Consider the following 23,798-nt stretch of genomic DNA (forward strand, 5'->3'; position numbering starts at 1 on the left):
TATCACACAAATTATGTACAGTGCATCTCAGACAGCCGAGGTAACTTTAGAGCTTTTTCACTTCCAAACCAACACATCTTTGCAATTTCCACCAAATCTTTCTGTAATTTCCATTGGTAAGCCAAACGACCAAAAACTTTTTCTCTGCTGGTGTCGTTCGCTGACATCTCTTGTGGATATCAGTTGTTTACAACTGGAAAGGTGTTCAACTTTAATCCGCTTATGCTCCAAATAGTTAAAAATAAGCCAAGTTAGTGAATCATTAATTAGCGATCGCTAATTTCCATTCAGGTTTCAGGATTTGAATCCTCAACCCTGATTAATTCTCAGAGGTTTGTCATGAGGGATTTATCACTCAATAATCAGCATTTCAGCCTAGCTTGTAAACAAATGTAACAAAAGTGGCGTTAAAACGTTTTACTGTCTTGACAACCAATAGAAGAACCGATAAGTTGATATACATACCCGGGTAAGACCGTTAAAGAGTTATATGCAAACGCAAACTAAGCAAAAGGTCACTTTGTATTTATCGCCAGAGTTGCACAGAAAACTGAAGATTCGTTCAGCAGTCGATTCTGAGCCAATGTCAGAACTTGCCGAACGCGCCCTTGGTTTTTACCTGTCTAATCAAGAATTAGTTGACGAGTTAGAAGATTCTTCTTTCGGGCGGACTCATAGAGTTTATTCATGCCCAACTTGTGATAGCTCATTAGTCTTACGTGATGGGGAACTTGTTACTTTGGGCAATCAACCAGGAGTAGTTGGTCAAGAGCATCTTTCCATTAACGAAATGGATGAAGATGAAAGCCATCCCAAGGGTGAGGAAGAATTAGTTCCTTGCTAGATAGATAGGAATTATGAATTATTCATTCATGATTCGGTTGTCTTTACCAGAAGCAATGTCTCTACTGTCTCTATAAGGTCTCAAGTAGGTCGAAGTATGAAAGAAGAGCTCAATATCCTAATTCAAGCTCAATACCCTTTAATCTACCTTGTGACCTCCGAGGAAGAGCGGGCCGAGCAAGCAGTTTCCACAATCGCCCAGTTGTTGAAGCCCCAGCGTCGAGTATTTGTTTGGACAGTGACACATGGGATTGTGGAATATGGTCAACCCCGGAATGTCACCCAACATAATACTGTCTCTCCAGAGGCGGCAATTGAGTGGATTATCCGGCAGAAAGAACCGAGTATATTTATTCTTAAAGATTTACACCCCTTTATTGATGCGCCTGCAACAAATAGATCGTTACGTGATGCGATCGCTAGCTTTAAAGGTACGCAAAAGAACATCATTTTGATGTCCCCGATGCAACAAGTACCTATAGAGTTGGAAAAAGAAGTTGTTGTTATAGATTTTACACTGCCAGATATGGCAGAGTTGAATAAAGTACTGACTCAGCACGTAGACCAAAATCGTGGTCGGCGGTTGACAACAGAGGCTAGAGAAAAGCTTCTCAGAGCAGCTTTAGGTCTAACTAAAGATGAAGCTGAGAAAGTCTACCGAAAGGCGCAGGTAACAACAGGGCGTTTGACGGAAGATGAGGTAGATATCGTTTTATCTGAGAAAAAGCAACTAATTCGGCGCAATGGTATCTTAGAATACATTGAAGAAGATGAAACCATTGATGCTGTAGGTGGCTTAGAAGAGTTAAAAAGATGGCTAAAACAACGCTCTAATGCTTTCACAGAAAGAGCGAGAGAGTATGGTTTGCCTCAGCCAAAGGGGATGTTAATTCTCGGAGTTCCCGGTTGCGGTAAGTCACTAATTGCCAAAACGACTTCCCGGTTGTGGGGTTTACCACTGCTGCGGTTGGATATGGGCCGAGTCTACGACGGCTCAATGGTGGGACGAAGTGAAGCAAATCTACGGAACGCCCTGAAAACAGCAGAATCTATTTCCCCAGCGATTTTGTTTATCGATGAATTGGATAAATCCTTTGCTGGTAGTGGAGGTTCTTCTGATTCTGATGGGGGGACTTCAAGCAGAATCTTCGGCTCTTTCCTCACATGGATGCAAGATAAGAAGTCACCAGTGTTCGTGATGGCAACTGCCAACAGAGTAGAACGCTTACCTGGCGAGTTCTTGAGGAAAGGACGCTTTGATGAAATTTTCTTTGTCGATCTGCCAACACCAGAAGAACGGCAACACATTTTTAATATTCATCTGACCAAACGCCGTGAAGACATCTCTCGATTCGATCTTGAGCAACTAGCCAAGATGTCTGATGGTTTTTCTGGAGCAGAAGTTGAGCAAGCGATCGTTGCGGCAATGTATGAAGCTTTTGCCCAAGATCGGGAGTTCACCCAACTAGATATTATTGCTGCACTGAAGGCAACATTGCCGCTGTCTCGAACGATGCAAGAACAAGTAACGGCTCTGAGAGATTGGGCCAGACAGCGCGCACGCCCCGCAGCATCCTCCGTAGCTGAATATCAGCGAATGGAGTTTTAAAAGCTTTCCTCTGCCATCCCAGGGGGAAAGGCTAGCTGAAAATGCTAGCAGTTATAAGAAAAAGCCGCATCCTGCTAAGAGCGGCTTCGCCCGAAACAAACCGTTGTCGTTTTTCTCAATCTTCTCATTGGAGGAAACCCAAATGTCTCACTTTAGCACCCTGCGTACCAAGATCACCGATGCCGAAATCCTCAAAGCTTCTTTGCGCGACCTCGGTATCAGCGTAAAGACTGAAGCTGATGTCCGTGGTTATAACGGTCAGCGCGTCCGTTCTGACATCGTTGCTATGTTAGATGGCGAATATGACCTCGGCTGGTCTCGCAACAGCGATGGTTCTTTTGACCTAATCGCTGACCTGTGGGGCGTTGCTAAGAAGCACAACCAAACTGAGTTGATCAACTCAATCAACCAAAAGTATGCTGTTAACAAAACTTTGGCTGAAGTAAAACAGCGCGGTTTGCAAAACGCCAATGTGAAGTTGGTACTGCAATAACAATTTCTCTGCGCGTTCCCAAAGCTGCACGGGTTAACCATATAAATAGCGGTTAGCCCGCTTTTTTATCGGGACTGAGATTCATTTCTCAGTCCCGATTTTTATAAAATTTTATCCTTCAGTCGCACTCAGCTAAACATAAATAAGTCTAGCTCATCTACATTGTGAATAATATTGGAATCAGGAACATTATATGCCACTGCTAGTTTAATACTAGCTTGCAGCCTCAATTCTACATTTAAACTAGGGTTAAAAGCTGCTTGAGCTAAGTTACCCAATTCTTCATAAGTAGCAATAATATTAGCGACAGTAGTCTTGTAATCCTGATCAATTTGAGCAAGTAACTTTTGATAATGCTGCTCTACTTGCTTACACAGTTTTGTATTTTCTCCTAATAAATTTTTGCAGAAATCGGAAACTATACGACCAGCAATTGAACCAATAACCGCACCAATAACAGGAACAGGTATCAATGCTTGTCCTATAGCTGCTCCAGTCGCCACTATTGCAGAATCTGCACAAGCAAAGAAACTCAGTTCTACAAATTCTTCTGAAGAAATTTCTCCGCGATTCCAACTTTTGACTAAACTGGCAACTTCCATACCAGCACTGACAAATGCACCAGCTAAAGGAGCGGACATTTGGGCGAAATTAGTTAACCCATAAATTGCCGTCGCTGATATACTACTAAGTGTTGCACCTGTAGCTGTATCTATACCAATTTCTTTCCAATCTTCAAGTGTTAATTCACCTTTAAAAACATTTTTTCCTTCCTTATATTTTCCATAAATTTTAGTAGCAAATCTAATATTACCTCCTACAACTGCACCTTTAACGGCAACCCGACCAAAATCAGCTATGTTAGGTTGAGCTTCAGTACGTATTCTGTCTTTAATTTCTGCGTTATCTCTCTTTAATGCTTTCTCATGGTGAGCTAGTGTATCATCGACTTTACCTATTTGTACATCTGAATAATTAGATAATCCTGGTCTAACAGTTTGGCTAAATGGATGACCAGACATTTGCTCTATTTCTTGAACTTTTTCTTGTAATTTTTGAACAGTACGAGTTGTTATTCCTTCTACATTTTCACCATTCAAAATATTTTGAATAATCTCATACTGGTCTTTAGGTATATGGTAAAAAGACCCATCTCTTCCAAAATTATCATATTTTTTCATGTGGTCGAGAACATGATCCAGAGTATTTCCCGTACCATTGATAAATTTAGACTGTACCTGAACCCCGTTAATTAAATAATCTTCTGGTGCTGTTCTTCCAACTCCCTCAAATGTGGCGTTAGGAGTCGAAGAATTCAAGAGTGATTTAGCATTACGAATACCAACTTCTACTTGTTCAGCTATTTCACCATGTTTTGTGCTTGTATTTCCCAAAATATTTTCAGGAGTAGCTAAAAAATCACGGACTTTATCAACCTCTTGAATAGCTGCAAAAAAGGCTTGATCTTGTTTACTGAGTTCCGCAGCTAGTTGTTCTGCTTGATACAAATTATCTTCTGCTACAATTGCAGCAATAAATTGATTTGTCTGATGTAGATTTTCCAATTTATCCATATACCAAACTTTTGATTTGTTGAAACCAGCAAAATAATTGAGCTACCAACGAAACAAGGTTAGTAGCTCACTATAAACTTACAAATTATTTCTACAGTTTGAGGTTTACTGTTTTTTTGAGTGACTGACTCAGCGCATGGATAGAATTAATTAAAACTCCTAGTCTTTCTTTGAAAGGCTGACTGAATCCTGGGTAATCTTTAGGAGCATTCTTTTGGAAGTATTGGATTTCGCTAGAAATGAGATCAGCTAATCTGATCGTTTCCTTCTCAATAAGTTCTACTTCTTGTTTTGATGCATTGACTTTAGGTATCAAACCTTCAATTTCAAAGGCGCGGCTATTGGCTTCTTTGCCAATTTTCTTATTTTCATGCTCTAAAAACAATCCACTACTAGCTAAAGCTGCACCTCCAATAGCCCAGCCAACAGGCCCAGCCATTGCTAATAATGCACTTCCACCTGCCATGCCAGTACCTCCAATAGTAGTAAGCGCACCACCACCTAAAAAGGCTAAAGCAGCATTAGTAGCCGCGGCACCAGAAAGAGAAGATATTGCCACACCTGTTGACGCTGTGCCGAAAGTGGTTGCAAACGCCATTGCAGCTGTTGGGCCAAGAAAGGCAACTCCTGCTCCAGCGACTAATCCAGCACCAGCAGTAGAACCTGCTACGAAGTTTTTGTTGGTGTTTGCATCAATTAGCTCCCAGTCTTTACCTGTAATTTCTTTCAGTTGAAATTTAAGTTCAGCAATAACTTTGCTAAATTCTTTTGGTGAATTTGCCAGTGTGTTTATGTAACTTTCACAAAGTTTAATAGTCTCAACCCCACGCTTGACTCGCTTTTGATAAAGACTTGCAGCTGCATCTTGTAAACACTTACAGACGTTTTCGTATTTATCTACTGCACTGCGTAGTCTCTGTTGAGCCTCTTTCCTGTATGTTTCTTTAAACATTGATTCCTCAAAAAATAAAAATAAGTGGTTGGCTTCAGATGAGCCGTTCAATACAATATATTCAAAATATGATTAAAATTATAATTGTACAAACACTGAAATTATCTTTTAAAAATATTTTATTATTATGGTATGAGCATTAAACTATTTTAGTTTAAAGTACAAAATATACTTTATTAAGTTAATAGTAAAAAATTAAAAGTTTTGATTAATACTAACTGTTTAAATTTGTTGATGAAATTAAATTAATATAAACTACATAGTTAAATTCGGTAATATTACTGTGATTACCAAAAACTTATATACTTTTTAAAATTTTGAATTCATTCTCTACCAAACCTGACTTAAATCCAAAACAAAACCAGGTAGTAAAGGTTCACCGTCAAGGGTTTTAGGATTATCTAATTCCTCAATCGCAGTATTAGGACGATAAATAAAAACTTGGCGTTGTTTTCTATCAATTAACCAACCAAGTTGCGTGCCATTATCAATATACTCTTGCATCTTATCTTGCATAATTCGTAAGTTATCGGTCTTTGAACCCAATTCAATCACAAACTCAGGACAAATCGGTGCAAACTTTTTTCGCAGTTCCACTGGTATGGCTTCCCAGCGATCGCGTTTTATCTACGCTGTATCAGGCGATGTCTACGACGGGCTACGCCTACGCACTGCACCATTAGGTAAAGTAAACCCACCACTGGAACCAAACCCCACACCTGTACCATCTTGCTTTGTCCACAACCACAACTGACTAACTAAGTTAAAGTTGCGTTCATCAGTTTCGGAACCAGTAGGGGGCATAATCACTAATTCTCCCATAGCATTACGTTCAATGCGAAAATCGCGGTTTAGCTGACAAAATTCATAAAACTGGTCTTCGGTTAGTGCGTAGGCGTAGCCCGTCGTAGACATCGCAGGTTGCAATTGCAAAACCATTGGTATAATCTCTGTGGCTACAGGTAAGTTGGTGGTCATAATTGCTTTGTGGCTACTTCACCTGCTTTAACTATAATCTTTTGACAATCTCCGGTTAAATTAGGGTTAACTCATGAAGATTAGAATTATTGCTAGTGGAAAGAAGACAACGCTTAGGTGGACAGCAAGCTTCAAGTTTGAATTAAACGTAATGAACATATCATTGCAATCAACTTGCTTAATTCACCGCATCTCAGTACAGTAAAATCACAAGCAGTTTCAAGGTCATAAAAATGACGACTGAAAAAAGGATTGCTGTGGTAACAGGCAGCAATCGAGGGCTAGGATATGCTATTTCCCGTCTATTATCCAAAATTGGCAACCGCGTAATTCTGACGAGTCGAAATGAAACAGATGGTCTTGCTGCTAAAGGACAGCTTACCAATGAAGGGCTTGATGTTGACTATCACACCCTGGATGTAACGAATGATGCAAGTGTGCAACAGTTTACTGAGTGGCTACGTGAAACTTACGGCAAAGTAGATATTCTGGTCAATAATGCAGGCGTAAATCCCACAACTAAGCCGGAAGAATCCAGCTTACTAACTGTGCAACTGGAAACGATGCGATCGACCTTTGAAACTAATGTTCTAGCAGTACTCAGAATTTCTCAAGCATTAATTCCGTTGATGAAGGTGCAAAATTACGGCCGCATTGTCAATATCTCAACGGAAATGGCATCTCTAACATCAGTTCCCACTGACTACTACCCTTTAGCGCCATCCTATCGACTCTCGAAGGTGGGAGTAAATGGACTAACTGTGCTTCTCGCCAAGGAGCTCCAAGGTACTAATATTCTCGTAAATGCCTATTCTCCGGGTTGGATGAAGACAGATATGGGGGGAGATAATGCCCCATTTACGGCAGAAGAAGGAGCTGAAACTGCTGTCTATTTGGCAACACTTCCCGATGGAGGAGCGCAAGGACTGTTGTTTGCAGAGATGCGAAAGTTTGGTGGCCCTATTCAATTACAATGGTAGGTTAATATGGGAAATTCCGCAGGTTTACCGCCTATTTACGCAGATAAGCCGATTGAATTAGCACCTGCTACAGTTATTACCTCGTTCCCGGCCAATACTTTTTTGGAAAATCTAGCGATGCCTGCGGCGGGCTACGCCTACGCACCAGATGGGACAATCTTTGTAACCAATCACGAAGTTGGCAAGATTGTTCGCATTACCCCAGATGGCAATCAGCAAATTCATGCCACTGTTGAAGGCAAAGTAAGTGGTCTTGCTTTCACTACCAACGGCGATCTGGTGGCAACAGGTTGGAATGCTGATTCTATACCCGTGGTTTCTCTAGTTAGAAGTGATGGCACGGTGGAAACCTTGCTGATACTGCCAGACGCAATATTTCTCAATGGCATCACGCCACTGTCCGACACTCAATATTTAACAGCAGATTCCTATCGTGGTGCAATCTGGCTAATTGATATTGCTCAACCCAGTGGCTCAATTTGGCTAGAACATCCAATGCTGGCTCGTAGTAATTCGGAGAGCGTGTTTCCGGCTGCAAATGGCTTGAAGCGTTTTGGTGATTTCCTCTACGTTTCAAATACAGAAAAAATGTTGTTGTTGCGGATTCCCATTGATAGCACTAATAAACCAGGTGAGCCGGAAATTTTTGTTGAGCAGACCAATATTGATGACTTTGCCTTTGATGTAGAAGGCAATCTTTATGGAGCAACGCACATTTACAACAGTGTGGTACGAATTGCGCCCGATGGTAGTACAACTATCATTGCTCAAGCCGAGTCAGGTGTAATTGGCAGCACAGCAGTGGCTTTTGGTCAAAGTGAGGGCGATCGCACTGCAATTTATGTTGTAACTAATGGTGGAATGTTTTTACCTCCACCCACTGGGGTTGTTCCTGCTAATGTCGTTCGGCTCGAAGTTGGAAAAACTGGGTATTCCTTAATTTGAGAATGACTCAATCATGCTACGGTTGCAAAAACTTACGACTATTAACTTGATGGTGACATAACTAATGGAGATGGAACAGGACGAGCAATTTGTAACCGTGGTTATTTCACAACTGGTCAAAGCAGAATGTGAAAACGCTTACGAGGCTTGGTTAAAAGATATTACCAGTGTTGCCAGAACCTATCTAGGGCATCTAGGAACAAACGTGATTCGTCCCCAACTTGGCGTGCGAAATGAATATGTGATCATTTTTCGGTTTGACAATTATGAAAATTTAAAGGTGTGGATGACATCGCGCGATCGCGAATACTGGCTCAATCAAGCCCAATCTTTGGTTGAATCTGACCCTTATGTTCAACAAATCTGTGGATTAGAAGCTTGGTTTTCTATTCCCGGCCAACCACTAAAAACCCCACCGCGCTATAAAACAGCCTTGTTGACTTGGGCTGCTGTCTTTATATTGATTAATATTTTGAGTACATTTCTAGTGCCTCTACTTCGCGGTTTACCACCTTTGATTATTTCGCTGATCGTTACCATTCTTATGGTTGTACTGTTGACCTACGTTGTCATGCCCAGAGTCAGCCGTTTGTTTAGTTGGTGGCTGTATGCTAAATAGCCAAATTACCTTTTCAATAAATAATATAAAAAGTTTAGGGGTGGTTTTGTAACCACCCCTTTATTCTCCTAATATTTAGAATTTACTTGCAGCCCCTTAATGGGAAGTTATCCCTCTTCTGTCACTCTCCGAGATAAGCAAGTAGTAAATAAGTGAAATCATCCAGAAGCAAAAAAGGGTTTAAATTGGTTCATGGCACAAATTAAATGATTAAATCCTAGCAATAAATGAGAATTTGGAAAAATATCTAACCAGGGATAAATCAGCCAAAATAGTAAAAGAGGTTGGACAATTAAACGAAGATTATTAAGAGTATTCTTCCATCCAGAATTATGATTCCATTGTTGATGATGAGAAAAATCTACACAATTAACATAACTAGTACCTATCACCTCAGTTTCAATTTGAAGAGATTGATTTAAGGCTAAAAAGGCTGGGGAATTTAGACTAATCATTGTGTAAACACAAAAAATAATTTCCTACCATCTCTCTATATGTTGAAAATTTGTCAAGCGATAATCTGTCCAGCCGAGTTCCTGTTTACATTGTCGAAACCCATATTCTACCCAGGTTCTTAATCCATATAAATCGCCTAAAGTTTTTTTGAGATTTCCTTGAAGATTCGTCATGACAAATGAAGTGGAATTATCCGGCATTGTTTCTGGATCAGTAGTTATTTCCCAGTAAGTTATGGCTCTTTTTTTACCATAAATTATTTCTCGGATATATCTGATTTCGGATTTTTTATTACTAAATGTTCTCTCAAATTTGCACCACTTGTTAGCTCTAACGCTCTGATTAGCTGGTAGCCAGACTCCGTGATTACTTCTAATTGCTACAACATAAGCTAATTCATATTCATTGAGCTTTTTGATGAATTTGCTACTTTCACCATATAAACTATCGGCTAATACTAATTCAATATTAAACCCCTCATTTATTAATTCTGTAATAATTTCTGACGCTAACTCTATTTTGGTTTTATATTTATCTCCTGATTTGAGCGTCCCTTTCGGTTTAAATACTTTGAAACTTAATGGAAATGTTACATTTTCATAAACTCCATAAGCATTGACTGATACTATTCCATTATCTATTTTTCCTACACTCCCTAGATATTGTCTTGCAACATAATCTGTCTTTTTACCTTTTTTCCTATCTCCAGTTTCATCTATTACTACGGTTATCGCCTGACTATTTAATGCTTTCTTTAATTTATCTAATCTTCGGCTCTTTAATTTATTTGCTGACCAATCTGAATAGGCTATGAAATGATGTAATGACTGTGCCGAGTTTATACTTACTACTTTGGCTATTTCTGGTAATGATTTTCTTTTTATTGGTGCAATTATCCCTAAATGTAAATATTTGAAGCATTCATAATTTCTTACTTCTTTGAACAGGTCTTTATACTCTGCACAATATTCATCTATGATCGCAACTGTTGGCTGGGCATCTCTTGCCAAATGTTTTAGGATTTGTAATTCTACATCCATTGCCCTGCTTACCTGAAGAGAGTTTTTTCTTTTAATCCTTTTATTCAGAATACTCGGAAAGTGACAGAAGAGGGATATAGCGGTTATCAGTCTACTTCAGTACAGTAGGAGAGAGCAATTCTACTGATAATTGGTGGTGATGAAAGCCTACTCTCTCGACTTGCGTCAAAAAATAGTTGATGCTTATGCCTGCGGTGACATTTCCCAACGAAAACTGGCTAAAAACTTTGGTGTCACCTTAAGTTTTGTGCAAAATTTACTCAAACGCCATCGAGAATTGGGGATGATAGGCCCCAAGGTGCGGACTGAGCAGACAGCAACAAAGTTGAATGCTGAACAGTTAGAAATCCTGCGCCAACTCGTCATAGCACAGCCCGATGCGACGTTAAGCGAATTGCGGGAACGACTTTACGAGAAAACAGAGGTCTTAATTGGGGTAGCTACGGTGAATCGGATGGTTCGCTGGAAACTTCACCTCAACCTCAAAAAAAAAGTCTCCACCTCACAAAAAAAGGTAGTGATGAAGTCCAACTAGCCCGATTTGAGTACTGGAAACTCTTGAGGGGGATACCCGTCGAAGAGCTGATTTTCTTAGATGAATCGGGAGTTAATCTGTCCTTCATCCGCAAATGTGCCCGCGCCTTGCCTAGCCTTCGGGCCTATGCTCAAAAGCCCAACCGCAAAGGGAAAAATGTCTCGGTAATTGGTGCAATTAGCTTGAAAGGACTGCTCACCCAATGGAGTGGCTTAGGTTCTATCGATGCTTTGACTTTTGATGCCTTCATCGCCCAAAAGCTCGTACCCAAACTTTGGCCTGGTGCAGTGGTGATCATGGATAACTGCTCAATCCATAAAAGTGATGAACTTGAAGCTTTGCTCATCGCTGCTGGCGCTCATCTCATTTATCTCCCCCCCTATTCTCCCGATTTTTCACCGATTGAGAATTGTTGGTCCAAGATTAAGAACATTCTCCGTCGCATCGGTGCAAGGACATACCCTGATTTACTCCAGGCATTAGATACGGCATTCGCAGAAGTGACAATAGAGAATTTGCTGGGTTGGTTTACTCACTGCTGCTACTGTACCTCACAAGACTGATAACCGCTATAATTTACTCAGAAATGTTAATCGAAGTTTCAACTTGAGAAGTAGCTAATGTTGGTGCTGTAAAAATCCGCGAATACAGACTTGACGGTTGCTGATGGGCAACAACTGGTAGAACCTCACGAGCATGGGCGGCTAATTCTACTGCCTTCACGTCATAAGTCTGCGTTGCTAATTTGGGATAAAACCCAATACCTATGATTGGCAGCAACAAACAAGCGGTAATAAATATTTCGCGGGGTTTGACATCAGATATTACAGCATCCAAGTGCAACTCTTGACTTTGGTCGCCGTAGAATACTTGACGCAGCATCGACAGTAAATAAATCGGTGTCAAAATCACGCCCACTGCTGACAGCAGCACAACTACAATTTTGAAACTGGAACTGTAAACATCACTGGTGGCGATACCGAGAAATACCATCAACTCACCCACAAAACCACTCATTCCAGGTAAGGCGAGAGAAGCCATTGAACCGATGGTAAACAGAGCAAAGGTTTTAGGCATTACCTTAGCCATACCGCCCATTTTATCCATCATCAAGGTGTGGGTGCGATCGTAAGTTACGCCAGACAGAAAGAATAAGCTAGCAGCAATCAAGCCGTGGGAAACCATCTGTAGCACTGCACCGCTTATACCCAGTTCTGTGTAAGAGGCAATCCCAATCAGCACAAACCCCATGTGGGCAATTGAAGAGTAAGCCAAGCGGCGTTTGAGATTAGTTTGAGCTAAGGCACAGCAAGCACCGTAGACAATATTTACTACACCCAAAATTGCCAGTACTGGGGCAAAAGTTACATGGGCATTGGGCAACATTTCCACATTGAAGCGGATAAGGGCATAACCACCCATTTTTAACAACACACCAGCCAAAATCATCGAACCGGGTGCTGATGCTTCACCGTGGGCATCAGGTAGCCAAGTGTGTAAGGGGAAAATTGGTAACTTCACACCGAAGGCAATCAAGAAACCTGCGTAAACCAACAATTCCAAGGTTTTGGGGTATTCTTTCATTCCTAGAGTCGCCATGTCGAAGGTGACGGTATCTCCAGAAAATGCCATTGCAAAACCAGCAATCAAGATAAATATTGATGCGGCGGCGGTGTAAAGAATGAACTTGGTAGCCGCATAACGGCGGTTTTGTCCTCCCCAGATGGAAATCAGCAGATAAACCGGTACTAACTCGATTTCCCACATTAGGAAAAACAGCAGCAAATCTTGGGCGACAAATACGCCAAGTTGGGCGCTATACATCGCTAGCATCAAACCATAAAATAATCGCGGCTTGGTGGTAACTTTCCAAGCCGCGAAGATTGCGAGTGTATTTATTAAACCTGTTAGAAGCAGTAAGGGCATCGATAAACCATCAACCCCCACAGCCCAATGCAAACCTAATTGCGGTATCCAAGGATAGTTTTCTACAAGTTGGAGTCTTGAACTCTGAAAGTCGTACTTATACCAAAAGGCATAAATCATCAGTGCAAAGTCAGCAAAAGCAACTCCCAGACCATACCACCGCACAGTTCTACCTTCTTTGTCTGGGATCAGGGGGATGGCTAAGGCAGCCACTAAGGGTAAGAGGATTATGGCTGTTAGCCAGGGAAATTCAATAGCATTCATCACTTCTGACAATCAATTTGCCTTGTCGCTTTTGTTTTCATTATATTAAGGAATCTATACTTTTGTAAACTATCTTAAACTCCAGAAGATAGAATCTTAACTATTGACAGGAATATATACTCATTAAATGTCAGATTATCAGGACAAACAAGAATAAATACTTATCGAAATTTTAACGATTCCATTCTAAATGTAAACTTTTGCAACGTCAACACAAAATGTCAGCTAGAGCCACAGTTACAACACGGTTGCATTTTCTGGTTAAGTTTAGTTTTAGGTTGACATAAGATATCAACACAGATATAATTTAAATATTTTAAGCTTATAGAAAGTTTGTTGAGTCGTATAGACTATCTATATTGATTGGCAAAAAGTGATTGGCAAAAAGAGCAACCCCAAGTGGTTGGAGATTGGTAATCGAGCGGAAAAAATCTGGCTTTTAAATATAATTGCAATAATTTGCGCTATTTCGACAATTTTACAGAGACACCCGATAGAGTCGATTCGTTTGCAAATTTTAGGGATTCCCAACTAGCTAGCTTTTTTGTCTTTCTTTCAACGTCGGCTTTATTATGTTTCGGTAAAATTACAGATTATGTTTCGGTAAAATTACAGTTTAGCTGAAGTAGCGTACTGAATTCTATCTAATAGCCTAGAGCCACAGCCTATGAAAATGTATAAATAATTTTGCTTAATTATAGGACTTACGCATACGACCATCCAAATTATTCTCTACGAAAGTCTACGCCAAAGAGAGGTTCGACGTTCGCGTAGTATCTTCTAGAAAAGACATTCTTGGCGACTTGGCGCCTTGATAAATTAAGCTTTTTGGCAATTTTTGCGTAAGTCCTAAATTACTGAGTTTGTTATGAATACTGAATTTTGAATGCAATCAAACCAATCAATACGGCAAGACCTAACGCTCTACGAAAATAATTAACGCCTTGAAATAATTCTAGCCACGCCCAAGTAAACAAGGAACCGTTTGCTAGTAAGTCTAACGCTGTATTTATTTTACCACTTGGAAAAACTAGAGCGAGTAAACTGGTTACTATCCAAACAATTAGTGGTAGGTTTGGCATTTGAGCTAAAACAATTTTGCCCTCGTTGTCACGGAATGTTTTATCAAAAAATGTATTTTCCATTGTTTCAAATTACTACTTTGCTACAAATAATTAATTTACATAAACTACTGAATGGTCTATTAGAGAATAGGCTTCCATTTAGTTTAATTGTAAATTCCTTAATGACATTAAAGCATCTGAAAAAATCTCTTTCCAAGTATCTAATTGCTGAGATTATGACTATGTTGAGAGACATACTCATACTAACAATATATATGTCATAAGAAGGAATTCAATTTGAAGCAGTGAAGATTAAGGATGCCCAGATCGTAATTATTTAGAAAGACGGGATGCCACGCATGGCTGCCAGATCGTCGTTAGCGATCGCACAATAAGATTAGTCAAAAATTTAGACCTCAAATAGGAGCAATTCATGAACGCCTCCACTTGTCTAGTTAATTGACATGTTAGCTGAATTTACGCTAGCTAGTACAGCACGGCTTTTTTAGGGCTGAAGATCGCGGCGATTTCCGCGCAGAATAACACAGTAGAGTATTTACATTTTATGCGATCGCTCAACAAATAACGCTCGGTGGAAGCTGGAAATGATAGATTACACGAGCAGTTGGGCAATATTTAAGTGAGTGTTGTGACTATTAGTAATTATTTATGGCTTTCCCAATTAAAGAACATCGTTGGCTATATATTGGTTTAAGTATTTTGAGCTTGTGTTTGGCAGTGACTAACACTCCTGCTAGAGCATCTGTGCAAGTATCAGCAAAATTTACTCTGAATGCCCTAGCATCCACTAACCAGATAGAACAGGGACGAAACCTATACCGTTCAGGACGCTTTGCAGAAGCTGTGATGGTTTGGCAAACAGCAGCACAACAGTACCATACTCAAGGCGATCGCCAGAACGAAACCCTTAGCTTAAGTTACCTTTCACTGGCACAACAAGAACTTAACCAATGGAAAGCAGCCGAAGAGTCGATTGAGCAAAGCTTGAAACTGTTGCAAACCTCTATTCCCTCTGCTGATGCAATTCTCTGGGCACAGGTACTCAATACCCAAGCAAATTTGCAATTGCACAATGGTAAAGCCGAAATTGCCCTTGAAAATTGGCAACAAGCTCAAAAATATTATGAGCAAGCAGGCGACAAAATGGGTAGCTTGGGTAGTCAAATTAACCAGGCACAAGCTTTACAAAGTTTGGGATTTTATCGTCGTTCTAAACAGCAGTTGGAGACGCTGAATCAAAATTTAGGAGCAATGCCAGATTCAGAAATTAAAGTTAGTGGGCTGCGATCGCTTGGTTTAGCCCTGCTGATGATTGGCGATGGCAAGAGTCGACAGGTATTGGAGCAAAGTTTGGCGATCGCTCGTAAAATTGAAGCTACATCTCAATTGAGTTCCATTTTACTAAGCTTAGGAAAAACTGCCGCAGACTTAAAAGATCCAGAGGCGGCGTTAGATTACTTTGAACAAGCAGAACAACTAACTACAAATCCAAGCGATCGCTTACAGGCACGTTTAGCTAAGTTTAAGCTTTTTCTCGACTACGACAAGCCTGAGTTGGCTACCTCACTCGCACCTCAATTACTACAACAACTTGGAGAACTACCCCCAAGTCACACCTCTCTCTACGCAGCGATCAATTTTGTTGCTTCACTGAATCGGCAGTCAAATTTTAACCAAATCATACCACTTAAAGACCTGGCGCAACTCATGGCAGTTACAGTCAAGTCTGCACAGCAAATCCAGGATGCTCAAGCAGAAGCTTACGCACTGCATCAGTGGGGAAAACTCTATCGTCGTACACAGCAGTTATCACAAGCGCAGGAGTTAACTCAGAAATCCCTCAACATTGCGCGTCAACTCCAAGCTGAGGATATCATTGCTCAATCTGCTTGGCAGGTGGGACAGTTGTATAAAGAACAGGGCGATCGCCCAGAAGCAATTACTGCTTATACTGAAGCGGTCAAAGCTTTAAAGTCAATCAGGGGAGATTTAGTTTCAGTCAACCCCGATGTTCAGTTCTCCTTCCGTGAAAGTGTGGAGCCTGTTTACCGAGAACTTGTAGGTTTACTCCTAGATCAGCAACCCAGTCAAGTAGAACTAATGAAAGCTCGTGACTTGATTGAGGCACTCCAAGTTGCAGAACTCGATAACTTTTTCCGGGAAGCTTGTTTAGATATATCTCAGCAGATTGACAAAATTGACCCCAATGCAACCGTTGTTTATCCGATTATCTTGCCAGATCGCCTAGCGGTAATCCTTTCCAAAACCGGACAACCGTTGCGTTACTATGTGACACAAAAATCTATTGCCGACATCGAACAAACTCTAGAAAAATTCTTAGTTGCCTTAAATCCTGTCTCCAACTCCAAAGAGCGCGATCGCTTGTCCCAAGAAATTTATAGTTGGTTAATTCGTCCTGCCGAAATGGATCAAGCTTTCAAAGATACCCAAACACTAGTATTTGTTTTAGATGGTCGATTACGTAATATTCCTATATCAGCTTTGTATGACGGGAAGCAATATCTGATCGAAAAGTATGCTGTTGCCCTCTCACCGGGAATGCAATTGATGAGTGCGCGATCGCTCCAACCAAATGACATTAATGCGATCGTCGGCGGTATCAGCCAATCTCGTAATGGCTTCAGTGCTTTGCCTGCTGTAGAATTAGAAGTTAAGCAAATCTCGAAGGCAGTCCGATCTTCGATGTTGCTCAACCAGCAATTCACTAGTCAAGCCCTTGCCAGTCACGTCAAATCTAGTAGCGCCGATATTGTCCATCTGGCAACCCACGGACAGTTTAGTTCCCGCCTTGAAGATACCTTCCTACTGACTTGGGATGGAGAAGTCAACGTTAAGGAATTGTCAGAACTTCTCAAAAATCGCGGTGGCGAGTCATCGAAAGCAATTGAGTTGCTAGTACTGAGTGCCTGCGATACAGCAACAGGTGACGATCGCGCCGTTCTTGGACTAGCAGGCTTGGCTGTCAAATCTGGTGCCCGCTCAACCATTGCCACTCTCTGGCCAGTTAAAGATAAAGCAGCCGAGATGCTGATGACGCGCTTCTATGAGCAATTGCGACAGCCTAAAATTACCAAAGCTGAAGCATTGCGACAAGCCCAAATCAACTTAATCCGTCAAACTGATTTCCACGATCCTTTCTTTTGGTCTGCCTTTGTTTTGGTTGGTAACTGGCTGTAAAGAGGAAGTAGATTTAGTGAGGGATTTAAACCGCAAGCTTCGCTCTATTTTCTGCATCTCTTTTGAACTAAGTAACTTTACTTAATAACACTTTAGTAATTCGTACAAACTTTTACGGTATAAAAGTCAGGTTTCGTTTATATTTTTAATAGGTATTGAAGCCTTTGACTCTGAGCCGAAAAGATTTATCCAGCTTTTTCCCACAATCAAAATCAATGTATTTAGTATTACTTTTCTCAAATGAGGTGCTACGTCATGAAACGTCGATATTTAGCTAGCGCATTAAGCGTCATCGCTCTATTCACTAGTACTACATTGAATAGTGCCAATGCTGTTACATTTACCCCACCAATCAACAATGGCGCTCCCAGCCAAGCAACCGGAGGAGCTTCCCGTGGTAATTTCTTTATCCCTGCTTCTAGCAAAAGCGCTCCCAGCCAAGCAACTGGAGGAGCTTCTAGAGGTAGTCTGTTTACACCCAGTGCCGGCAAAAGCGCTCCCAGGCAAGCAACTGGAGGAGCTTCCAGAGGCGACCTCTTTACACCTAATGCTGGTAAAGGCACTCCCAGGCAAGCAACCGGAGGAGCTTCTAGAGGCGAACTCTTTACACCTAGCGCAGAGAAAAACGCTCCTCAACAGGCAAGTGGAGGAGCTTCTCGGGTTGGTACTTACTACTTAAATCCTTCAACTGTAGGTACAAAAGGCCCAGCAGCCTTAATTGCGCTCCTACCCCAAAGCTTTTATGGCACAACAGTGTCTGAACGTCCCACAATTCTGGTATATCTTCCTGCTTCTAATGCAGAAGAAGCTGTGTTCAGCCTCAAGGATGAAGCTGGCAATACACAGTATCAAATGACCATTCCTGTTACTCTCAAAGCTGGGGTAATTGCTGTCAAATTACCAGCCGAAGCACCCACTTTAGCAGTTGGAAAAAACTACCATTGGTTTCTAGCTGTCAAACTTGATGGACAGCTCGGCCCAAATACGCCTTATGTCGATGGTTGGATTCAGCGCATCAAGCCTAATGCTGAACTGACAACAGCAATGGAGCAAAAAGATTCTCTGAAGCGGGCGGCGGCTTTTGGTAAACATGGCATTTGGTATGACTGCGTGGAAACACTTGCAGCCCTACATAGCACTCAACCGAGCAATGTAACTTTTAATAAGCAATGGGAAGAACTACTCTCCTCAGTTAGCTTGAAGGAGATTATCACAGCTCCCTTATTAGTATCTACGAAGTAATTTTAGGCATGGAGCATCGGGCAAAACAGTTCCGAGTGCTGTTAGCGGTAGCGGGGCGTTTAGCCCGTGAAGAGTGCTGAGTGAAGAGTTAGGAGTTACGAATTAATTCCCCCCCTGCTCCACTTCGGCTACGCTCAGTGACCACCTGCTCCCCTGCCCCCTACTCCCTGCTCCCTACTCCCTACTCCCCATTCACCATGTGGCGCAGATTCCAGACCTTTATCCAAAAGACTCGTAGCGTTTTGATTATTACTCCCACTGTTGCCCTGACTGTCATTGTCGGGCAATCGTTGGGATTTTTCAATTTGCCTGAATGGAAAATTCGTGATGAATGGGTTCGTCAGCGATCGCAGGAGACAATCGCGGATGAAATTGTGATTGTCACAATCGATGAGCGCGATATCCAATCGGTGCGTAAATGGCCAATTCCAGATTGGGCATTAGCAAAATTACTAGAAAAGATTCGGGCGCAGCAACCCAGAGCTATCGGATTGGATCTCTATCGAGATTTACCAGAGGGAAGCGGACATGAAGAACTTGTAAAAATCTTCCGCAGCACTCCTAATTTAATCGGTGTTGAGAAAATCACCGGAGAGCGAGTCAATCCTGCACCGGAGTTGAAGAAACTTAATCAAGTAGGATTAGCAGATTTGGTGTTGGATGGCGATCGCTTTGTCCGTCGCGCCCTCCTGACGGCAGTAGATGCCAAAGAGCAAAACACGCTCAAAGCTGGGCTAGCAACTCTTGTAGCGCTCAAGTACCTAGAAACCGACAAAATTACCTTAGAAAGCATTGATCCTAAGCAGCAAAAATTTCAGTTGGGTAAAGCAATTTATTTACCACTAAACAATCAAGAAGCAGGCTACTCCGATGCTGATTTAGGCGGCTATCAAATTCTCCTCAATTGGCATGGAACAGATGCGGCATTTCGGACAGTTGCCATGCGCGATGTCTTAGCAGGGAGAATTCCAGCCAACCTAATGCGTGATCGGATGGTGTTTATTGGATCAGCCGCCGCTAGTACCAATGACTTCTTCAACACACCCTTCAGTTCCTCCTGGATCTCTGCCCAAAAAACGATGCCTGGGGTTGTTGTCCATGCCAATATTGCCCATCAACTGGTGCTAGGGGCAAAAACAGGGAAGACAAACCTGTACGGCTTTTCTGGAGGGGCTGTGTCGCTCTGGATTATTTTATGGTCTGCGATCGGCTCTAGTGGTAGTTGGTTCTTATCCAGTCGCAGGTTGCGGATTCCTGGTGGCAAAATTCTCTGGGCAACTATAGGCATCTGTGGCATGTTTGTGGGGGGTGGCTATGGGATGTTTTTACATGGCATTTTGATTCCAGTCACACCTGCTTTAGCCGCATTCATCAGCAGTGTAATTGCAACAACTAATGCCTATAAACAAAGGCAATTAGAAGAAACGAATCAGCAACTAGAAATTGCCAATTCTCAACTATTAGATTATTCCAAAACTCTGGAGTTCAAAGTTGAAGAGCGAACTCATGAACTGCTTGAGGCCAAGCAAGCTGCTGATGCTGCTAACGAAGCAAAGAGCGAGTTTTTGGCAAATATGAGTCACGAACTACGCACACCGCTTAATGGCATCCTTGGTTTTGCTCAGGTGCTAGAAGTATCGCCAAACATGACAGAGAAAAATCTGGAAGGTGTCAGCATTATCTACCAATGTGGGACACACCTGCTGATGCTAATCAATGATATTCTCGACCTTTCAAAAATTGAAGCTCGTAAATTAGAATTGGTTACGACTAATGTACATCTGCACACTTTTTTACATGGTGTCTCCGAGATTTGCAGTATCCGAGCAAAACAGAAAGGCATTTCATTTAATATTTTAATCAGCGATCGCCTACCAGTTGCCATTGAAGTGGATGAAAAGCGACTAAGGCAAGTTTTGATCAACTTACTAGGTAATGCTATCAAATTCACAGACACCGGTAGCGTCACCTTCAAAGTAGATGTCATGAGTCATTCGTCATTGGTCATTGATCAAGAATTGAAACCAATGACAAATGACAATGGACAAATGACACATCAGAAGATTCGCTTCCAGATTGAAGATACAGGTATTGGGATGTCACCAGACCAATTAGAGAAAATCTTTTTGGCTTTTGAGCAAGTAGGTGAAGCAGGGCGGAAATCTGAAGGTACTGGTTTGGGATTAGCAATCAGTCAAAGAATTGCGGCATTGATGGACAGCCAAATTCAAGTACAGAGTCATCTGGGTGAAGGTAGTATCTTTTGGCTAGATTTGATCGTAACAGTACCAGTTTCCCATGACTGGCAGATAGAAACGATACCTACAACGGGTGTAGCATCAGCTCTAACCCATCAAAAAATCACCGGGATTCGGGGTACTGCACCTCAAATTCTCATTGTCGATGATGATACTAACCACTGTTCTATGTTGATCAGTTTGCTCCAAGAAATTGGCTGTCAAACCTTGGAAGCAAGCGATGGCAAATATGCACTACAGATGGTAACTGAACATCAACCGGATGTGATTCTCCTTGATTTAGCTATGCCTAACATGGATGGCTTTGAGCTAATGGTTCATTTACAAGAAAATCCACAAACTCGTTTTATTCCAATTATTGTCTCTAGTGCCAGCGTCTTCGAGGAAAATCGGCAACGAAGTTTTCAGGCAGGGGCCACAGCATTCTTACCAAAACCTCTGCAAATTGATGAACTATTTAATGCACTGCGTTCTGCCTTCGAGGCAGCAGCGAACCTATCGCTGCTAAAAGTAGAGTGGATTTATACTCAGCCTACATCTCAAAAGTTATCTTACCAGACTGAACAAAAAGCTAATACTGAATTGATTTTGCCATCACAGGATGTTTTACAACAACTTTATCATCTAGCAATGATGGGAGATATTCAGGCAATTGAGGGAATTATAAAAGAGTTAATTAAGCAAGACAGTCAACTAACTCCTTTCGCAAATGAGTTGAGCCAATTTACTGCCAACTTCCAAACTGGAAAAATCCGTAAGTTCCTTAAATCTTTTGTAATCACTGAGTCACGTCAATAATGATCGAACCTCTTTTGAAGCCAATGCATATCCTTTTGGTAGATGACAATCCCAACAATCTGAAAGTGCTATCAGAAGCGATTCAGGGATGTGGCTGGAAAACCCTCATGGCAACCGATGGAGAATCTGCCATTGAACAAACAGAATACTCTGCTCCCGATCTCATTCTCTTGGATGTTATGATGCCGGGTATTGATGGGTTTGAAACTTGCCGCAGGTTGAAAGCCAATTCCATGACTCAGAATATTCCGATCATTTTTATGACTGCCTTGGCCGATGCCACAGACAAAGTGAAAGGACTGGAAATTGGTGCAGTTGACTACATTACCAAACCCTTCCAGCAAGAAGAAGTCATTGCTCGATTAAAATTACATTTGAAAATTTCCTATCTTACCCGTACCCTCGAACAAAGAGTGCAAGAACGCACCGCAGAATTAACCCAATCTCTTCAACAGTTACAAAACACCCAACTACAACTAATCCAGAGTGAGAAAATGTCCACCCTTGGACAACTTATTGCAGGGATAGGTCATGAGATTAATAACCCGATTGGTTTTATTAGTGGAAATTGCTCTCATATTGAGGAATATGTCAAGGATCTCCTACGTTTGGTGAATCTCCAACAGCAAAAGCTACTACATCCAGACCCAGAAATTGAAGAACTTGTTGAAGAAATTGACTTAGAGTATCTAGTTGAAGATTTACCAAAAATTCTGGGATCAATGGATCAAGGAATTGGTCGTCTGAAGGATATCAGCCTTTCTCTAAGAACCTTTGCTCGATCTGATATCTCATCTATGGTGGAGTTCCAAATTCATGAAGGAATTGATAGTACCTTAATGCTATTAAAACATCGACTCAAAGACCAAGGAGAACGCCCTGTAATCGAGGTTGTCAAACAATATGGTGAGTTACCTCCAATCACCTGCTATCCTGGACAACTGAATCAGGTATTTATGAATATTATCGCCAATGCCATTGATGCATTTGATGACCTCTATCAAAACCGCTCAGTTGAGGAGATAGCAGCAGCTATCCCTCACACGATCGCGATCGCTACATCAATCCAGCATGAGCAACAAACCGTGACAATTTGCATCGAAGATAACGCTCTTGGTATGCCTCCTGAAGTGCAAGCGAGAATTTTTGAGCCATCTTTTACAACTAAGGCTGTGGGAAAAGGAACTGGCCTAGGATTAGCTATTAGCTACCAAATTATTATCGATAAACACAATGGACAAATCAACTGCTTATCAACCTCTGGTCAAGGAACGAAGTTTATTATTACTCTAGCAACTTCAGTAGAAGCCCTTACTAGAAAACACAAATCAAATTTTTAAATCGCGTAGTGCTAGACGAATTTGCTCCAAGCGTCTACGGTTTACACCAAAATCTGAGTCTCCAAGACGTGATGCGGAACGCAGATGAATTACTGACTCATTAGCAGGGAAATAAAACTCGACATCATCCACAAATTGGAATATCCGACTCTTAGAAAGAGCATGGATGTAATTATCTGTCTGTTGGATAACCTCTGTACGTGGAACTACACTAAGAACTTTGAGTAAAGTTGCTCGTGCTGTCTTGAGGTCTACATGGTAGGCGATCGGGTCAATGCTATGTTGAGAATCAGCATCTTGACTGACAGCACAGTTCGGAGAAGGCGGACAGGGAGCAAGATGAATATTGTCAACTCCCAAGTCAGATGTGGCAGCCCAAGTAGCAGCAGGAAGTATGAAGCTGCTAGTCAGGCTAAAGAATATTACAAACATAATACTCCAGAGAAGTCGCTGCACGTACCTCATTTCCCTGTTCACGGAGCGTTCCGTAGGAAAGGGGTATGTTTTTAGCAGACGGAACATGATCTATTTACTCCTTGTTAAGAAACATAAATATACCTGAAACACTCACCAATGACAAACAATAAATGACCAATGGACTTCACAAGTTCCTCAAACTCTTTATATGTAACTGAAAGCACAGCGCATTCCAGAAGTTAAAAA

Annotated in this window: 18 protein-coding genes and 2 pseudogenes; 12 read left to right on the top strand and 8 right to left on the bottom strand. The window is 41.5% G+C overall.

Going from position 1 to position 23,798, the window contains the following annotated elements; all coding sequences use genetic code 11:
- Positions 1–11 precede the first annotated feature (11 nt).
- Positions 12–167 (bottom strand): hypothetical protein, encoded by a 156-nt coding sequence (locus tag FBB35_RS15515; RefSeq protein WP_174710403.1) that lies wholly within the window; start codon positions 165–167, stop codon positions 12–14.
- 323 nt (positions 168–490) lie between these two features.
- Here FBB35_RS15515 and FBB35_RS15520 point away from each other — a divergent pair, with 323 nt between their 5' ends.
- The 3 genes from FBB35_RS15520 to FBB35_RS15530 all read left to right on the top strand — a co-directional run bounded on the left by FBB35_RS15520 (position 491) and on the right by FBB35_RS15530 (position 2,945).
- Complete coding sequence (locus FBB35_RS15520) at positions 491–844, top strand: hypothetical protein (RefSeq protein WP_174710404.1); 354 nt, start codon at positions 491–493, stop codon at positions 842–844.
- A gap of 96 nt (positions 845–940) precedes the next feature.
- A complete protein-coding gene (locus FBB35_RS15525) occupies positions 941–2,452 on the top strand; it encodes an AAA family ATPase (protein WP_012407316.1) in 1,512 nt (503 codons plus the stop codon).
- A 142-nt stretch (positions 2,453–2,594) separates the two neighbouring features.
- Positions 2,595–2,945, top strand: a complete 351-nt coding sequence (locus FBB35_RS15530; protein WP_012407317.1) for a DUF1257 domain-containing protein — start codon at positions 2,595–2,597, stop codon at positions 2,943–2,945.
- Positions 2,946–3,073: 128 nt separating this feature from the next.
- On the opposite strand, the gene FBB35_RS15535 is transcribed toward FBB35_RS15530, so the two are convergent.
- From FBB35_RS15535 to FBB35_RS15545, 3 genes and pseudogenes are all read right to left on the bottom strand, one after another.
- Positions 3,074–4,519 (bottom strand): hypothetical protein, encoded by a 1,446-nt coding sequence (locus FBB35_RS15535; protein ID WP_174710405.1) that lies wholly within the window; start codon positions 4,517–4,519, stop codon positions 3,074–3,076.
- A 91-nt stretch (positions 4,520–4,610) separates the two neighbouring features.
- A complete protein-coding gene (locus FBB35_RS15540; RefSeq protein ID WP_174710406.1) occupies positions 4,611–5,471 on the bottom strand; it encodes a hypothetical protein in 861 nt (286 codons plus the stop codon).
- Between the two features lie 330 nt (positions 5,472–5,801).
- Positions 5,802–6,449 (bottom strand): annotated as a pseudogene (locus FBB35_RS15545) (Uma2 family endonuclease).
- 233 nt (positions 6,450–6,682) lie between these two features.
- On the opposite strand from FBB35_RS15545, the gene FBB35_RS15550 reads away from it, so the two are divergent.
- From FBB35_RS15550 to FBB35_RS15560, 3 genes are all read left to right on the top strand, one after another.
- On the top strand, positions 6,683–7,429 hold the full coding sequence (locus FBB35_RS15550) for an SDR family oxidoreductase (RefSeq protein ID WP_174710407.1): 747 nt from the start codon (positions 6,683–6,685) through the stop codon (positions 7,427–7,429).
- 6 nt (positions 7,430–7,435) lie between these two features.
- Positions 7,436–8,374 (top strand): SMP-30/gluconolactonase/LRE family protein, encoded by a 939-nt coding sequence (locus FBB35_RS15555; protein ID WP_174710408.1) that lies wholly within the window; start codon positions 7,436–7,438, stop codon positions 8,372–8,374.
- Positions 8,375–8,444: 70 nt separating this feature from the next.
- Complete coding sequence (locus FBB35_RS15560; RefSeq protein ID WP_174713656.1) at positions 8,445–8,993, top strand: antibiotic biosynthesis monooxygenase; 549 nt, start codon at positions 8,445–8,447, stop codon at positions 8,991–8,993.
- Positions 8,994–9,151: 158 nt separating this feature from the next.
- Here the strand turns inward: FBB35_RS15560 and FBB35_RS15565 are convergent.
- A pseudogene (locus FBB35_RS15565) lies at positions 9,152–10,489 on the bottom strand (IS701 family transposase).
- A gap of 139 nt (positions 10,490–10,628) precedes the next feature.
- Between FBB35_RS15565 and FBB35_RS34725 the strand changes: the two are divergent.
- Complete coding sequence (locus FBB35_RS34725; protein WP_254625668.1) at positions 10,629–11,024, top strand: transposase; 396 nt, start codon at positions 10,629–10,631, stop codon at positions 11,022–11,024.
- Between the two features lie 23 nt (positions 11,025–11,047).
- Complete coding sequence (locus FBB35_RS34730; protein WP_254625951.1) at positions 11,048–11,587, top strand: IS630 family transposase; 540 nt, start codon at positions 11,048–11,050, stop codon at positions 11,585–11,587.
- Between the two features lie 13 nt (positions 11,588–11,600).
- Here FBB35_RS34730 and FBB35_RS15575 read toward each other — a convergent pair whose 3' ends face one another.
- Both FBB35_RS15575 and FBB35_RS15580 read right to left on the bottom strand, forming a co-directional pair.
- Positions 11,601–13,214, bottom strand: a complete 1,614-nt coding sequence (locus tag FBB35_RS15575; protein ID WP_174710409.1) for an NAD(P)H-quinone oxidoreductase subunit 4 — start codon at positions 13,212–13,214, stop codon at positions 11,601–11,603.
- 866 nt (positions 13,215–14,080) lie between these two features.
- Positions 14,081–14,359: a hypothetical protein gene (locus FBB35_RS15580; protein ID WP_174710410.1), complete on the bottom strand. Its 279-nt coding sequence runs from the start codon at positions 14,357–14,359 to the stop codon at positions 14,081–14,083.
- A gap of 588 nt (positions 14,360–14,947) precedes the next feature.
- Between FBB35_RS15580 and FBB35_RS15585 the strand changes: the two genes are divergently transcribed.
- The 4 genes from FBB35_RS15585 (at position 14,948) to FBB35_RS15600 (ending at position 23,135) form a co-directional block, all read left to right on the top strand.
- Positions 14,948–17,497, top strand: coding sequence for a CHAT domain-containing protein (locus tag FBB35_RS15585; RefSeq protein WP_174710411.1), 2,550 nt, complete (start codon positions 14,948–14,950; stop codon positions 17,495–17,497).
- A gap of 255 nt (positions 17,498–17,752) precedes the next feature.
- A complete protein-coding gene (locus FBB35_RS15590; RefSeq protein ID WP_174710412.1) occupies positions 17,753–18,739 on the top strand; it encodes a DUF928 domain-containing protein in 987 nt (328 codons plus the stop codon).
- Positions 18,740–18,936: 197 nt separating this feature from the next.
- Complete coding sequence (locus FBB35_RS15595) at positions 18,937–21,795, top strand: CHASE2 domain-containing protein (RefSeq protein WP_174710413.1); 2,859 nt, start codon at positions 18,937–18,939, stop codon at positions 21,793–21,795.
- A complete protein-coding gene (locus tag FBB35_RS15600; protein ID WP_174713657.1) occupies positions 21,792–23,135 on the top strand; it encodes a response regulator in 1,344 nt (447 codons plus the stop codon). Before FBB35_RS15595 ends, FBB35_RS15600 begins: the two co-directional genes overlap by 4 nt.
- Here FBB35_RS15600 and FBB35_RS15605 read toward each other — a convergent pair.
- Complete coding sequence (locus FBB35_RS15605) at positions 23,124–23,567, bottom strand: DUF1499 domain-containing protein (RefSeq protein ID WP_254625952.1); 444 nt, start codon at positions 23,565–23,567, stop codon at positions 23,124–23,126. The genes FBB35_RS15600 and FBB35_RS15605 overlap by 12 nt on opposite strands.
- Positions 23,568–23,798: the final 231 nt, after the last annotated feature.

Origin of the sequence: Nostoc sp. TCL240-02 (assembly GCF_013343235.1) — a bacterium.
In the GTDB taxonomy this organism is placed as follows: Bacteria; Cyanobacteriota; Cyanobacteriia; order Cyanobacteriales; family Nostocaceae; genus Nostoc.